Raw genomic sequence first — 14169 nt, forward strand, 5'->3', positions numbered from 1 at the left:
CGACTCGGGGTTCTGGACGAGCCGGTGGAGGAGGGGCGACACCCGCTCCGCGATCCGGTGCGCGGACTGCTCCGCGCGCGCGATGCGGTCCACGTCGGCGATGAAGTCCGCGAGCGTGTAGGTCGCCGTCGCCATGCCCGATCCTCCTATGGCTCCGCCGGGGTGTCCTTCCGGCCGCCCCATTCTGTCCACGATCCGTCGTACACCGCAACTTTCTCCTGGCCGAGGAGGTGGAGGCCGAGCGCCAGCACCGACGCGGTGACGCCCGAGCCGCACGAGGTGACGACGGGCCGCGCGAGGTCGAGCCCCGCGGCCTCGAACAGGCGTGCGAGCGCCTCCGGGCCGAGCAGCGTGCCGTCGGACCGGTGGAGCCGCTCGTACGGGAGGTTCAGGCTCCCCGGGATGTGGCCGCCGCGGAGGCCCGCCCGCGGCTCGGGCTCGGTGCCCGCGAAGCGCCCCGCGGAGCGCGCGTCGAGCACCTGCTCGCGGCGCGACCGGAGGTTCGCGCGCATCTGGGCGAGGTCGCGCACGAGGCCCCGGCGCAGGCGCGCGGTGAAGCGCCGCGGCTTCGGGGCGGGGGCGCCCGACTCGACGGGGCCGCCCTCGGCCCGCCACTTCGGGAGGCCGCCGTCGAGGACGGCGACCCGGTCGTGGCCGAAGGCGCGGAAGGTCCACCAGACGCGCGCCGCGCTGACGACGCCGCGCGTGTCGTAGGCGACGACGAGGTCGCGCGCGCCGATCCCGAGCGCGCCGACGCGCGCGGCGAACGTCCGGGCGGTCGGCAGCATGTGCGGGAGCGGCGACGACGTGTCGGCGATCGCGTCGATGTCGAAGAACACCGCGCCCGGAACGTGCGCCGCCTCGAACTCGGCGCGCGCGTCGCGCTTGAGGTGCGGCATGTGCCACGAGCCGTCCACCACGCGCACCGTGCGGCGGCCGAGGTTCGCCGCGAGCCAGTCGGTCGTGACCAGCGGGCGCACGCTCATAGGAGCCTGTGCGGGCTTCGCCCCTCCTGGTCGAGACCCTCCTCCCAGGTGAGATACCTGACCATCGCCTCGCGCCCGCGGTCGTACGCCTTCGGCACCACGTCGTCGGGCTCGTCGAGGAGCCGCGTGGCGCCGCGCTCGAGCGGGCGCCCGGCCTCCGCCCACGCGCGGGTGCCGCCCTCGAGGGCGCGCGCCGCGCCGTACCCGAGGCCGGCGAGCGTCGCCGCGGCGAAGGTCGAGGCGACGCCGTCGCTACATGTAATGACGATGGACTGTCGCGTGTCGGGCGCGACGCCGGCGATCAGCAGCTCGAGCCGGCTCCGGCAGAGCCACGCGGCACCCGGCACGTGGCCGCGCGCGTAGGCGTCGCTCTGGTCCACGTCGAGGACGCGCGCGCCGCCGAGATCGCCCGGCTTCACCCAGCCGACGCGCTCGCGGGCGCGGTCCCAGCCCGCGGGGGCGACGCTCGCGGGCCCGCGCTCGAGCGCGCCGCCAGCCTGCTCCCACGCTGGGACGCCGCCGGCGAGCGCCGCCACGCGCGGAAAGCCCATCCGCCGGAGCCACGCCGCCGTCATCACGGACCGGACGAACCCGTCGCACACGAGGACGATGGACGCGGCGCGCACGGCGACGTACTCGTCGGTCGCCTGGACCGCCTGGCCGCCGGGCGCCCAGACGGCGCCAGGCACGTGGCCGGCGGCGTACTCGTCCGCGGTCCGCACGTCGAAGAGATAGACGTTCTCGCTCTCGCGTCGCGCGAAGCGTGCCGCCAGCTCGTCGGACGAGACGAGGGGGACGCCGTCCTCCGCGGCGACGCGCTTGGCGACCGTGGCGGCCAGCGCGCGGCCCTTCGGCGAGACGGGCGGGGCCCAGCGCGCCGCGCCGCGCTCGAGCTCGAGGCCGGCCAGCGTCCAGCCCATCGTGCCGTTCTCGAGCGCGACGATCGGGTTCGGCAGCTTCATCCGGCGGAGCGACTCGGCGCCGATGTAGGAGCGAGTCCGGCCGCCGCAGTGGACGACGATCGTCGTGTCCGGCCGCGGGACCAGCTCGCCGATGCGCAGGACCAGCTCGCCGCCCGGCACGCTGACGGCGCCCGGGATGCAGCCGCGCGCGTATTCCTCGGGCGTGCGCGAGTCCACGATGACCAGGTCGTCGCCACGCTCGATGCGTCCCAGGAGCTCGCGGGGCGCGATCTCGGGCGTCTTCTGCTCGTGGCGCATCCGCTCCCCGAAGACCTTGCTCGGCACGTTGATGCCCTCGACCAGCGGCCGCCCCGCGGCGCGCCACGCGGCGAGCCCGCCCTCGAGCGCGTCGACCTGCGCGTAGCCGAGCTCGCGGAGGGTCGGTGTCGCGAGCGCGGCGAGGCGGCCGTCCTCGTCACAGAGGACGATCGGCGTCGCCGGCGCGGGCACGAGCCCCCGCAGGCGGAGCTCGAGGAGCCGCCGGGGCAGCGAGGTCGCGCGGAAGATGTGGCCGCGCTCGTAGGCGCCCTTCTCGCGGAGGTCGAGCACCGCGTGGGGGGCGTCTCCGGCCATGAGCGCGGCGAGCCGGGCGGGCGTGAGCATGCCGGGCGCCCATCTTGCCTTCGCGCCGGGGGCGACGCAAGCTGGAAACGCCATGACGCAGGACGAGGCGTTCGCCGCGCTCCGCGGTGACGACGCGCGGCTGGCGAGCCGTGCCGAGGCCGCGCTCTGGGAGCTGTGGCACCGCTCGGGCGACCCCGACGTGGACGCGCTCCTCGGCCGGGGGATCGCCGCGCTCGGGCAGGGCAACCTCGAGGACGCCGAGCGGCTCTTCGGCCTCGTCATCGGCCGTGCGGAGCACTTCGCCGAGGGCTGGAACAAGCGGGCGACCGTCCGCTACATCGCGAAGAACTACCGCGGCTCGATCGCCGACTGCCGGGAGACGCTCGCGAGGAACCCGCGCCACTTCGGCGCGCTCTCGGGCCAGGGCCTCTGCCACCTGGCGCTCGGCGAGCCCCACGAGGCGGCGGCGATGTTCCGGCGCGCGCTCGCCGTCCACAGGCACCTCGAGGGCGCGCGCCACAACCTGGCCGTGGCTCTCGGCGAGGCGGTGCGAGGCAACGGCCACTCGTGACCTTTCCGAGCGGGCTCCGCGCCCTCGACCACCGCGACTTCCGCCTCTTCTGGACGGGGCAGCTCGTCTCGCTGATCGGGACCTGGATGCAGTCGGTCGCCCAGTCGTGGCTCGTGCTCCAGCTCTCGGGCTCGCCGCTCAAGCTCGGGCTCATCGGCACCTTCCAGTTCGCCCCCGTCTTGCTGTTCTCGGTCGTCGCGGGCGCGCTCGTGGACCGGCTGCCCAAGCGCCGGCTGATCCTCGCGACCCAGACGCTCCTGGCCCTCCAGGCGTTCACGCTCACGGCCCTCGTGTGGACGGGGCACGTCAGGTACTGGCACGTCGCGGTGCTGGCACTCCTCCTCGGGTGCGCGAACGTCATCGACATGCCGACCCGCCAGGCGTTCATCGTCGAGATGGTCGGCCGGGGCGACCTCGTCAACGCGGTCGCCCTCAACTCGGCCGCCTTCAACGGGGCGCGCATCGTGGGCCCCGCGCTGGCGGGCCTCCTGATCGGGCGCTTCGGCCTGGCCCCGGCGTTTCTCCTGAACGGCCTCTCGTTCCTCGCCGTGCTCGGCGCGCTCTCGCTCGTCCGCGCGGAGGGCGCGCCGCGCCCGCGCGCCGCGACGACGATGGGCGAGGACGTGCTAGCGGGGCTGCGCTACGCGCTCAGCACGCCGCGCGTCGCGCTGATGCTGAGCCTCGTCCTGATCGTGAGCCTCTGCGTGATGAACTTCTCGGTGTTCGTGCCGCTGCTCGCGCGGAACGTGCTCCGCCTGGACGCCGCGGGGTTCGGCTTCCTGATGGCGGCGCTCGGGGTCGGCGCGGTGACGGGGGCGCTGTCGCTGGCGACCCTCGGCGGCCGCCAGACGCCGCTGCGCGCGATCCTCCTCGCGGGCGTCCTCGCCTGCCTGACGCTCCTCGGGCTCGCGGCGGCCCCCGAGTTCCACGCGGCCGTCGTGCTCCTCTTCCTCACCGGCTTCTTCTCGATCGTCTGCATCGCGAGCTGCAGCACGACGCTCCAGCTCGCCGCGCCCGACGAGCTGCGGGGCCGCGTGATGAGTCTCCACACGCTGATGTTCGGCGGCAGCTTTCCGCTGGGCGCGTTCATGACGGGCGCGATCGCCGAGGCCTTCGGCGTGGCGGCGGCCCTCGTCGCGGCCGCGGGCGCCGGGCTCGCGGGCCTGGCCGCGATCGCGCTCTGGTGGCGCTCGCAGCGCCTCTAGCGCGCGTCGGCCGCGCTCAGACGTACGCGGGGCCGTCGATGACCGGGTGCCCGGCGAGGAAGCCCTCGTCCACCTCGACGCCGATTCCCGGCTTCGGAAGCGGCGCGACGCGGCCCTCGCGGTCGAGCGCGTAGGGCGCGCTCGTGAGCTCGTCGCGGAAGAGGTTGCCCCGCGACACGTCCGCCTCGAAGTACCCCCCGTTCTCGATCGCCGCGAGGAAGTGGATGGATGCGGCCATGTTGAGGCCGGTCATGGACGTATGGGGATGGATCGGGAGCTTCCAGGCGCTCGCCATGGCGGCGATGCGCAGGCCCTCGGTGACGCCGCCGGTCTTCGAGAGGTCGGGCTGGAGGATCGTGATCACGCGGTCCTCGAGGACGCGCGTGAACTCGAAGCGCGTGTAGTGGTTCTCGCCTGCGGCCAGCGGCACCCGGCCGAAGGTCGCGGCGAGCGCGTAGCTCCGGTGGTCGTGGGCGGGGAACGGCTCCTCGAGCCAGCCGACGCCGTGCGCCTCGAGGCCGGGCATGGCCCGGCGCGCGTCCGCCACCGTGTAGCCCGTGTTCGCGTCGGTCAGGATCACGAGGCCGTCGCCGAAGGCCTTTCGCACGGCGGCGACGCGCTCGAGGTCGCGCTCCGGCGTGTCGCCGATCCTGAGCTTGAGCGCCCGGTACCCCTGGCCGACGAGGGCGCGGGCCTCGTCCACGAGCTTCGCCGGCTCCTGATAGCCCAGCGAGACGCCCCCCGCGTACGCCGGGATCGGCCGGGCGGTCCCGCCGAGGACCCGGTAGAGCGGCCACCCGACCGCCTTGCCGCGGATGTCCCAGAGCGCCATGTCGATCCCGCTGAGCCCGATCGCGGCGCCGGCGCCCATGCCGTGGCTCCCGAGCTGCATCTTGTAGACGCGCGCCCACACGCCGACGACGTCGGCCGCGTCGAGCCCGAGGACGAGCTGGCGCAGGGTGGTGTTGACCAGGTGGGCGACGCTTCCGGGCGCGCGGCCGTGATGCGCCTCGCCCCAGCCCACGAGGCCGTCGTCGGTCGTCACCTTGACGAGGACGGCGTCGCGCTTGACCGCGCGTCCGATGCCGAGCGTGACGCCGGCGCCCGGCGGGACCGGGAACGAGGTCGCGTAGGCCGTGACGTCCGCGATCTTCATTCCTCGCCGACCCTGACGAGGAGCTTGCCGAAGTTCCGGCCCCGGAGGAGGCCGATGAACGCGCGCGGTGCCTCCTCGAGGCCGACGACGACGTCCTCGCGGTAGCGGAGCTTCCCCTCGCGGTACCAGCCGCCCACGTCGCGCAGGAAGTCGCCGAGCCGGTCCATGTGGTCCGAGACGATGAAGCCCTTGATGAGCGCGCGGTTCACGAGGACCGGCACGAGGTTCGGTCCGGGCGGGAGCTCCGTGGCGTTGTACTGGGAGATGAGCCCGCAGAGCGGGACGCGCGCGTTCTGGTTGAGGAGCTTGAGGACGGCCGCGAGCACGTCGCCGCCGACGTTGTCGAAGTAGACGTCGATCCCGCCCGGGCACGCCTTCTGGAGCGCGGGCCCGAGCGGCTCGGCCTTGTAGTCCACGCACGCGTCGAAGCCCGCCTCCTTCACCACCCACGCGCACTTCTCGGGCGAGCCCGCGACCCCGACCGCGCGGCAGCCCGTGAGCCTGGCGAGCTGGCCGACGATCGAGCCGACCGCGCCCGAGGCCGCCGAGACGACCACTGTCTCGCCGGGCTTCGGCCGGCCGATGTCGAGGAGGCCGACGTACGCGGTCAGCCCCGGCATCCCGAGGACGCCGAGCGCCGTCGTGAGGGGCGCCGCCTTCGGGTCGAGTTTCCGGAGCCCCGCGCCGCTGCTCACCGCGTAGGCTTGCCAGCCGTTGAACCCGAGCACGAACCCGCCCTTCGGGAACGCCGGGTTCCTGGACTCGATTACCTCACTGACGGTGCCGCCGATCATCACGCTGCCGAGGGCGGGGTTCATGCCCCCCGTGTACGAGCGCCCCTCGTTCATGCGGCCGCGCATGTAGGGGTCGAGCGAGAGGTAGATCGTCCGGCAGAGGATCTCGCCCTCCCCCGGGACGGGCAGGGGCGACTCGACGAGGTCGAAGTCCGAGACCGTGGGCTCGCCCTTCGGGCGGCTCCGGAGAAGGACCTGGCGGTTCAATAAGTTTTGCATGGGGGCAAGGCTACACTAGACTCAGGGGAGATGGCGATGCGTGCTCTCGCCAAGGAATGGTGACGGATTTCATCCCGGACACCCCGTCCGTTGCCCGCCCGTACTGTCCTGGTTGTGAGCCCGAAGCAGACCCGAGTTCAGAGATCCTCGACGTGCGCTGGTGCGAATCCCACTCGCCGATGCGCGACGGTCTCGACGACGCCGTGGTGAGCGCCGCGGCCTACCTGTCGGGAAGCGCGGAGGCGGGGGGCGACGACAACCGACGCTGGTGCGAGGTTCTCCACCGGCGCCGCTGAGGCCGCCGGTGCACGGCTCCGGGCTACTCCAGGTCGCGTAGCGAGCGGACGATCCGATGCGGCCGCACGGGGCTGCCCGCCGGCAGTCCGCGTCCCGCGCGGTCCACCCAGACGCCTTTGAGTCCGAGGGACTGGGGAGCCTCCACGTCGAACTCGAGGTGATCGCCGACCATCCACGCGTCCTCGGGCGCCGCGCCGAGCTGCGCCAGCGCGTGGCGGTAGACGAGCGCGTCGGGCTTGCCGGCGCCGAACTCGCCCTCGATCACGATCGCGCCGAAGAAGGGCGCCAGGCCGTAGCGCTCGATCTTGTCCCGCTGCATCGCGGCGTCGCCGTTGGTCACGAGGCCCAGGGGGACGCTGCGGCGCCGAAAGCGCTCGAGGCTCTCGAGCGCGTCGGGGAACAGGCGCATCGCGGCCCGGCGGCGGGCGGCGAAGTCGCGGGCGATCGCCGGCGCCAGGCCGTCGGCCTCCAGCTGAAGGCGTGCGAGGGCGAACTCCACGATGTGCTGCCACGCGCCCAGCATGTCCACACGCTCGCGCCGGTGGCGCGCGGGGTCGTCCCAGAACCAGCGGCGAGCTTCAGCGACCGCTTCCACCAGCTTCGCGGCATCGGCCCCGGCGGGCGCGTGCGCGCGCACCGCCTCCTGCCAGTGGGCGTCCACGCCCTCCGAGTAGTCGAGCAGCGTGTCGTCGAGGTCGAAGAGGAGCGCTTTCACGCGTCTATTGTAGCGGGGTCCGCGAGGCCGGTGGCACTCGGGACGTGCCCTGAGCAAGGAGCGTGGCGGCTCCGTTCCGCATGCGCTATCCGGTCATCGGCCTCCGCGAGTCCGGTGGCACTCCGGACGTGCCCTGAGCGAGGAGCGTGGCGGCTCCGTTCCGCATGGCGCTATCCGGTCATCGGATCCGCGAGGCCGGTGGCACTCCGGACGTGGGCGCGAGCTCGACGACGAGGCCGTCGCCCCAGCCGTACTTAGCCTCGGAGCGCTCCCGCGCGGCGCGGGCGAGCTCAGGCTCGCGCCGGGCGTCCACCAGGCGCGCCCGCGCGCTGGAGCGCCTGCGGCCAACGCGCACGCTCACGCTCGGATCCGCCAGGAGGTTCCGGACCCAGTGCGCCCGCCGGCCGTGCTCGGCGATCACGTAGTGGCGGCCGTCGAGCCGGGTGAACCAGATCTCGATCTCGCGCGGGCGTCCGGTCCGCCGGCCGGTCGTCGTGAGGTAGAGGTACGCGGGCTCCCGAGACCTGGGCCGCTTCACTCACGCGGTGTCGCCGGCGATGACGCCGAGGGCGACCTCGACCGCTCGCAGCATGAGCGCCCCGTCCATGCTCGGCTGCTCCTGGCCCGAGGCGGCGACCATCGAGGGCAGGAGCGGGAAATGGATGAAGCCGACCCTCGGCGCGCGGGCCCTGCGGCTCACCGCGTGGAGCGTGCCGTAGAGGGTCTGGTTGCAGAGGTACGTGCCCGCCGTGTTCGACAGGTACGCCGGGATGCCGTCCGCGGTGAGCGCGGCGAGGATCGTCTGGAGCGCGAGCGTCGCGAAGTACGCGGCGGGCCCGCCGGGCACGCACGGCTCGCCCTGGGCCCGGTATCCCGCGTTGTCGGGCTCCGCGTAGTCCATCACGTTCGCGGCGACGCGCTCGAGCGCGACGCGCGCCCGCCCGGCCGCGAGCCCCAGGTGCAGGACGGCGACCGGCTCGGCCTCGTCGAGGAGCGCCAGGACGCGGGGACCGGCCTCGGCGTGGTGGACCGGCAGGACGGCGCTCCGCACCTGCGCGGCGCCGAACCGCCGCCCGTCCACCGCCTTCGCGAGGCCCTCCGTCGGGTTCACGGTGAAGCCCGCGAACGGCTCGAACCCCGTCACGAGGATGACCGGCGTCTCGGCCACGGCTCCCTCCCGCGTGTCATTGTACTCATCCCCGCTGGACCAGCGGCCGGAGCCTCGGCAAGGCTGCGGCGACGCCCAGCGCGATCCCGGTCAGCAGGAGCCACGGCGGCGTGTACGACCCGGTGGCCTCGAGCGTTCCGCCGAAGAGCGGAGGACCGATCAGGGTCCCGGTCCACGCGAACGCCGTCGCGACGCCGGTGAGGAGCCCCGCGTAGCGCGGCCCGCCGATCTCCGCGATGAGGGCGAAGTAGAGGCCGACCCACCCGAACGCTCCGGCGCCGGCCACGAAGGCGACGGCGACGGCGATGGACGCCGGGAGCGCCGCGCCGAGGGCGAAGAGCGCGTACGCGGCGGCGCCGATGAGGGCGCTGGCGATGATCCCGGGCCTCCGCCGGCCGCCGAAGGAGCGGTCGCTGAGCACGCCCCAGGCGAGCCGGCTCGCCGTGCCGCCCGCCTGGGCGAGAGCCAGGACCTGTCCCGCGACGACCGCCGAGAAGGCGAACGTCTCCTTGACGAAGAGCGCCAGGTAGGCGAGGACGGACGACTGCGCGATGGAGAGGAGGAGCCCGCAGGCGAAGACGACGAGCACGGCGCGCCGCTGGAAGAAGAGCGACAGCTCCGCGAGCCGCGGCCGCTCCGCGGGACCGACCGCGGCGTGCTGTCGCGGCGAGCGGTAGGCGAGCAGGACGAGCGCGCCGGAGCCGATCGAGGCCGCACCCGCGGCCGCGAGGGCGTGCCGCCAGCTCGTCGCGGCCGCGAGCGGGGGGAGCGTCAGCGCGGCCGTCAGGATGCCGAGCGTGAGCCCTGTCTGCTTGATGCCCATGGCCATGCCGCGCCGGCGCGGCGGGAACCATTCGACGATCGCCTTGCCCGTCCCCGGGTTCAGCACGCTGAAGCCGAAGCCGGCGGCGACGAGGCACGCGAGCATCGCCCCGAAACCGGAGCTCAGCGCGGCGAGGATGACCATCGCGCCCGTGAGCACCTGACCGAGCCCGAGGTTCCCGCGCACGCCGAAGCGGTCGGTAAGCCAGCCCGCCGGCAGCGACATGAGGACGCCGCCGAGGTAGACCGCGGGCAGGAGGAGCCCCACCTGGAGCCGCGAGAGGCCGAACGCGTCGAGGAGGAGCGGCGAGAGCGGCGCGACGGCGAGCGCGGCGAGCGCGCCGAGCGCGTGGGCGAGCGTCGCCAGCGTGAGGACCGCGCCGAGCGGCATCAGCGCTGGCGCAGGAGCGCCTCGGCCGCCTCCATGAGCGTCTCGGACAGGGTGGGATGGGCGTGGATCGTGCCCGCGAGGTCCTCGACCGTCAGCGCGGTCTCGACGGCGAGCGCGCCTTCGGCGATCAGCTCGCCCGCGCCGGGGCCGACGATGCCGACGCCGAGCACGCGCCCGGCGTCGGGGTCGGCCACGAGCTTCGTGAGCCCGTCCGAGCGGCCGAGGGTCGCCGCGCGCCCCGACGCGGCCCACTGGAACTTCGTGACCTTCACGGCGCGCCCCTCCCGCTGCGCCTGCGCCTCGGTGAGGCCGCACCACGCGACTTCCGGGTCGGTGAAGACGACCGCCGGGACGGCGACGTTGTCGAACGCCGCGGGCCGGCCGGCGATCGCCTCGGCCGCGACGACGCCCTGGCGCATCGCCTTGTGGGCGAGCATCGGCTCACCCGTGACGTCGCCGACGGCCAGGATGTGCGGCTCGGCCGTGCGGCACTGCGCGTCCACGGCGAGGAAGCCGCGGTCGTCGGGACGCGCGCGCGTCGTCTCGAGGCCGAGCCCGGCGCTCGCGGGCCGCCGCCCGACGGCGACGAGCACGCGATCGAAGCCCGCGGCCACCTCGGGCGTCGCCTTCGTGCCGAGGCGGATCTCGGCGAAGAGCTTCTCGCAGCGGCGGGCGACCGGCTGGACGAGGTCGCGGTCCACGCCGGGCAGGAGCCCGTCCGTCATCTCCACGAGCGTCACCTTGCTCCCGAGCGCCGCATAGACCTGCCCGAGCTCGAGGCCGATGTAGCCCCCGCCGACCACCAGCAGCCGGTCGGGCACCTCCGCGAGCTCGAGCGCCGCGGTCGAGTCCATGAGCCGCGGGCCCGTGAGGCCCGGCAGCGTCGCCGGCCGCGAGCCGGTTGCGACGACCGCGTGCTTGAAGCGCACCTTCTGGGGCGCCTCGCCCTCCACGCGGAGCGTGCGCGAGTCCTCGAAGACCGCGCGGCCGCCGATCACCTCGACGCCCTTGGACTTCGCGACCGAGGCGAGTCCGCGCGCGAGCTTGGCGACGACGCGCTCGCTCTTCCACTTCCGCAGCGGGTCGAGCGAGACGCGCGGCTCGCCGAAGTCCACGCCGAACTCGCGCGCGCGCTCGGCCTCGGCGAGGACCGCGGCGACGTGGAGCAGCGCCTTCGACGGGATGCAGCCCTCGAAGAGGCAGGCGCCGCCCAGGCGCCTGCCCTCGTCCACCACGACCGTCTCGAGGCCGAGCTCGGCGCAGCGGAACGCCGCCGTGTAGCCGCCGGGCCCGCCGCCGACCACGGCGACGTCGACTTCGGTCACGAGGTCACCCATCACCATTACTGGATCACCCGTCCGCGCCGCCTACCACTCGAGCAGGAGCTGCTCGGGCCGCTCGAGCCGCCGCACGATGTCGGCGGCGAAGCGCGCGCCGTCGGCGCCGTCGGCCACGCGGTGGTCGAAGGTGAGCGTGAGCGGGAGCAGCACGCGCGGCACGATCCGGCCCTCGCGCACGGCCGGCTCCTCCCGCGCGCGCGCGGCGCCGAGGATCGCGACCTCGGGGTAGTTGATGATCGGGATCGCGCCGGTGCCGCCGAGCGCGCCGATGTTGGTGACCGTGAACGTCCCGCCGCGCAGGTCGTCGAGCGTGGCCTTGCCGTCGCGGACGCGCTGGGCGAGGGCCGCGAGCTCGCGCTGGAGCTCGGGCAAGGGCTTCGTGTCCACGTCGCGGATCACGGGGACGATCAGGCCGCGCTCGGTGGCCACGGCGATGCCGAGGTGGCGGTAGCGCTTCACGATCAGCTCGCCCGCCGCCGGGTCGAGGCTCGCGTTGAACTGCGGGTGGTCCCGGAGCGCCAGGGCCGCGGCCTTCAGGAGGAAGCTCGTCAGCGTGAGCGTGAGGCCGCGCTGCCGCGCCGGCTCGACGTTGCGCTTGATGATCGCGTCGAGGTCGGTGATGTCGGCGCGGTCGAAGTGCGTGACGTGGGGGATCAGCGTCGCGGAGAGCGCCATGCGCTCGGCGATCGTGCGGCGCAGGTGCGAGAGCGGCTGGCGCTCGACCGGCCCCCACTGCTCGAAGTTCGGCAGCGCGGGCGGCTCCACGCCGACGGGCGCCAGCGGTTTGGCGACGGCCGGACGCTGTGGCGCTGTGCGCCGCGCGCCGGCGGGGGCCGGTGCGGCGGGCGTTGGGCCGGCGGCGGCGCGGACGTCGTCGTCGGTCACTCGGCCGCCGCGCCCGGAGGCGCGCACGGCCCGCAAGTCGACGCCGAGCTCGCGGGCGAGCCGCCGCGTCGCCGGCGTCGCCGCCACCGGCCCCGAGGCTCGCGCGGGCGCCGTCGCGCCGGCGACGGACGCGGACGAGGGTGCGGAGGGGGCGGGGAGGGGGCTCCGAGCGAGTGTCGTTCCGAGACGAGGAGCCCTCTCCCCGCCCCCTGCGCCCTTCGCCGCGTCCTCGTCGAACGTGACGAGGACGTCGCCGACTTTGACCGTCTGCCCCGCCTGCACGTGAACCTTGGTCACGCGGCCGCCGACGGGCGACGGGATCTCGACCGTGGCCTTGTCGGTCTCGACCTCGAGGAGCGGCGCGTCCTCGGCGACGACGTCGCCCTCGCTCACGAGGACCTTGACGATCTCGGCCTCGGTCAGCCCTTCCCCCAGGTCGGGCAGCGCGAACGCGCGCGCCGGCATCAGAACGCGAGCGTCTCGCGCGCGGCGGCGACGACGCGCGCGACGTCGGGCACGTGGGCCTTCTCGCGCGCGAAGCCGACGAACGCGACGTCGTGCGCCGTCACGCGGCGCACCGGCGCCTCGAGGCGGAGGAACGCGCCCTCCATGATGGACGCGGCGATCTCGGCGCCCGGGCCGAAGCTCCGCGGCGCCTCGTGGACGACCACCGCGCGCCCGGTCTTCGCGACCGAGGCGACGAGCGTCTCGCGGTCGAGGGGGGAGATGGTCAGGAGATCGATCACCTCGGCGGCGACGCCGTCCTCGGCCTGGAGCACGTCGGCGGCCTCGCGCGCGACGCGCAGCATGGCGCCGTAGGCGATCAGCGTGAGATCGCCGCCCTCGCGGACGACCTGCGCCCGGCCGATCGGGAGGGTCTCACTCTCCTCGGGAACCTCCTCCTTCGCCGCGTGATAGAGCGCCTTCGCCTCGAAGAAGACGACCGGGTCGGGGTCGCGGATCGCGGCGGCCAGGAGCGCGCGCGCGTTGCGCGGGCCCGAGGGGATCACCATCTTGAGGCCCGGCACGTGGGCGTAGAACTGCTCCTCCGATTCCGTGTGGTGCTCGAGGGCACGGACGCCGCCGCCGTAGGGCATCCGGATCACCATCGCGCAGCCGAAGCGGCCCTGCGAGCGCAGGCGGTAGCGCGCGGCGTGGTTCTCGATCTGGTGGAAGCACTGGAACGCGAAGCCCGAGAACTGGATCTCGCAGACGGGCCGGAGGCCGTAGAGCGCCATGCCGACGCCGGTGCCGATGATGGCGGCCTCGGCGAGCGGGCTGTCGATCACCCGCTGCGAGCCGAACTTGCGCTGGAGGTCGTCGGTGACGCGGAAGACGCCGCCGTCCACGCCGACGTCCTCGCCGAGGATCACGACGTCCGGGTCGCGCTCCATCTCCTGGAAGAGCGCCAGGTTGAGCGCCTTGACCATGTTGAGCTTCGTCATTTATCGGGCGCCCCAGCCCGGCGCCAACCGAGGGTGGCCTGCCGCAGGTGCGGGTTCATCGTCGCGTCAGCCGCTGGCCGCGCATCGGCGTCGCGCGCGGCTCGGGCGCCGGCGCCTCGGGCGCCGCCGCGCCGGCCTCGCGGAGCCGGGCCGCCATCTCGTCGCGCTGGGCCCGGAGGTGCGCCGGCATCTCGGCGTACACGTGGTCGAACACCGTCAGCGGGTCGGGCGGCGGCATCGCCTCGAAGCGGCGCACGGCCTCGGCAATCTCCGCGTCGACGCGCGCCTCGAGGCCGTCCTCGAGGAGGTTCCGTTCCCGCAGGTAGGCGGTGAAGCGCGTGAGCGGGTCCTTCTGCTCCCACATCTTCACCTCTTCGTCGGCGCGGTACTTGGTCGGGTCGTCGGCCGTCGTGTGGACGCCGAGGCGGTACGTGACGCACTCGATCAGCGTTGGCCCCTCGCCCGCGCGCGCGCGGTCCACCGCCTCGCGGGCGGCCGCGTAGACGGCGAGCACGTCGTTTCCGTCCACCTGGATCCCCGGCAGGCCGTAGGCGAGCGCCTTCTGGGCGATCGTCTTCGAGTGCGTCTGCTTCTTCAGCGGCACCGAGATCGCCCACTGGTTGTTCTGGCAGACGAACACGACGGGCAC

At 74.2% G+C, this 14169-nt stretch carries 14 protein-coding genes; 2 read left to right on the plus strand and 12 right to left on the minus strand.

Going from position 1 to position 14169, the window contains the following annotated elements; all coding sequences use genetic code 11:
* Positions 1–146: 146 nt before the first annotated feature.
* On the minus strand, positions 147–986 hold the full coding sequence (sseA, locus tag VKG64_09415) for a 3-mercaptopyruvate sulfurtransferase (protein HKB25257.1): 840 nt from the start codon (positions 984–986) through the stop codon (positions 147–149).
* On the minus strand, positions 983–2551 hold the full coding sequence (locus VKG64_09420) for a rhodanese-like domain-containing protein (protein HKB25258.1): 1569 nt from the start codon (positions 2549–2551) through the stop codon (positions 983–985). The genes sseA and VKG64_09420 overlap by 4 nt, the downstream gene beginning before the upstream one ends.
* Positions 2552–2603: 52 nt before the next feature.
* On the opposite strand from VKG64_09420, the gene VKG64_09425 reads away from it, so the two are divergent.
* Complete coding sequence (locus tag VKG64_09425) at positions 2604–3083, plus strand: tetratricopeptide repeat protein (protein ID HKB25259.1); 480 nt, start codon at positions 2604–2606, stop codon at positions 3081–3083.
* Positions 3080–4288 carry an MFS transporter gene (locus tag VKG64_09430; protein HKB25260.1) on the plus strand — a complete coding sequence of 403 codons (1209 nt, stop codon included), beginning with the start codon at positions 3080–3082 and terminating at the stop codon, positions 4286–4288. The genes VKG64_09425 and VKG64_09430 overlap by 4 nt, the downstream gene beginning before the upstream one ends.
* Positions 4289–4304: 16 nt before the next feature.
* Here VKG64_09430 and VKG64_09435 read toward each other — a convergent pair whose 3' ends face one another.
* The 10 genes from VKG64_09435 to VKG64_09480 form a co-directional block, all read right to left on the minus strand.
* Complete coding sequence (locus tag VKG64_09435) at positions 4305–5444, minus strand: mandelate racemase/muconate lactonizing enzyme family protein (GenBank protein ID HKB25261.1); 1140 nt, start codon at positions 5442–5444, stop codon at positions 4305–4307.
* On the minus strand, positions 5441–6457 hold the full coding sequence (locus tag VKG64_09440; protein HKB25262.1) for an NADP-dependent oxidoreductase: 1017 nt from the start codon (positions 6455–6457) through the stop codon (positions 5441–5443). The genes VKG64_09435 and VKG64_09440 overlap by 4 nt, the downstream gene beginning before the upstream one ends.
* A 319-nt stretch (positions 6458–6776) precedes the next feature.
* Positions 6777–7469: an HAD family hydrolase gene (locus VKG64_09445; protein HKB25263.1), complete on the minus strand. Its 693-nt coding sequence runs from the start codon at positions 7467–7469 to the stop codon at positions 6777–6779.
* A gap of 178 nt (positions 7470–7647) precedes the next feature.
* Complete coding sequence (locus VKG64_09450; protein ID HKB25264.1) at positions 7648–8007, minus strand: nitroreductase/quinone reductase family protein; 360 nt, start codon at positions 8005–8007, stop codon at positions 7648–7650.
* Positions 8008–8637, minus strand: coding sequence for a hypothetical protein (locus VKG64_09455; GenBank protein ID HKB25265.1), 630 nt, complete (start codon positions 8635–8637; stop codon positions 8008–8010). It lies immediately after the preceding gene.
* Between the two features lie 25 nt (positions 8638–8662).
* Positions 8663–9850 carry an MFS transporter gene (locus tag VKG64_09460; protein HKB25266.1) on the minus strand — a complete coding sequence of 396 codons (1188 nt, stop codon included), beginning with the start codon at positions 9848–9850 and terminating at the stop codon, positions 8663–8665.
* Positions 9850–11175: a dihydrolipoyl dehydrogenase gene (gene lpdA / locus VKG64_09465; GenBank protein HKB25267.1), complete on the minus strand. Its 1326-nt coding sequence runs from the start codon at positions 11173–11175 to the stop codon at positions 9850–9852. The genes VKG64_09460 and lpdA overlap by 1 nt, the downstream gene beginning before the upstream one ends.
* 42 nt (positions 11176–11217) lie before the next feature.
* Positions 11218–12540 carry a dihydrolipoamide acetyltransferase family protein gene (locus VKG64_09470; GenBank protein HKB25268.1) on the minus strand — a complete coding sequence of 441 codons (1323 nt, stop codon included), beginning with the start codon at positions 12538–12540 and terminating at the stop codon, positions 11218–11220.
* On the minus strand, positions 12540–13520 hold the full coding sequence (locus tag VKG64_09475; protein ID HKB25269.1) for an alpha-ketoacid dehydrogenase subunit beta: 981 nt from the start codon (positions 13518–13520) through the stop codon (positions 12540–12542). The genes VKG64_09470 and VKG64_09475 overlap by 1 nt, the downstream gene beginning before the upstream one ends.
* 55 nt (positions 13521–13575) lie before the next feature.
* On the minus strand, positions 13576–14169 hold a 594-nt coding region (locus VKG64_09480; protein ID HKB25270.1), incomplete at its 5' end, for a thiamine pyrophosphate-dependent enzyme.

This window comes from Candidatus Methylomirabilota bacterium (assembly GCA_035260325.1).
Lineage (GTDB): Bacteria > Methylomirabilota > Methylomirabilia > Rokubacteriales > CSP1-6 > AR19.

Coding starts and splice junctions, on each gene's coding strand:
- VKG64_09420 (HKB25258.1), bottom strand. CDS start 2,551: ATGCTCACGCCCGCCCGGCTCGCCGCGCTCATGGCCGGAGACGCCCCC.
- VKG64_09475 (HKB25269.1), bottom strand. CDS start 13,520: ATGACGAAGCTCAACATGGTCAAGGCGCTCAACCTGGCGCTCTTCCAG.
- VKG64_09425 (HKB25259.1), top strand. CDS start 2,604: ATGACGCAGGACGAGGCGTTCGCCGCGCTCCGCGGTGACGACGCGCGG.
- VKG64_09435 (HKB25261.1), bottom strand. CDS start 5,444: ATGAAGATCGCGGACGTCACGGCCTACGCGACCTCGTTCCCGGTCCCG.
- VKG64_09440 (HKB25262.1), bottom strand. CDS start 6,457: ATGCAAAACTTATTGAACCGCCAGGTCCTTCTCCGGAGCCGCCCGAAG.
- VKG64_09470 (HKB25268.1), bottom strand. CDS start 12,540: ATGCCGGCGCGCGCGTTCGCGCTGCCCGACCTGGGGGAAGGGCTGACC.
- VKG64_09460 (HKB25266.1), bottom strand. CDS start 9,850: ATGCCGCTCGGCGCGGTCCTCACGCTGGCGACGCTCGCCCACGCGCTC.
- sseA (HKB25257.1), bottom strand. CDS start 986: ATGAGCGTGCGCCCGCTGGTCACGACCGACTGGCTCGCGGCGAACCTC.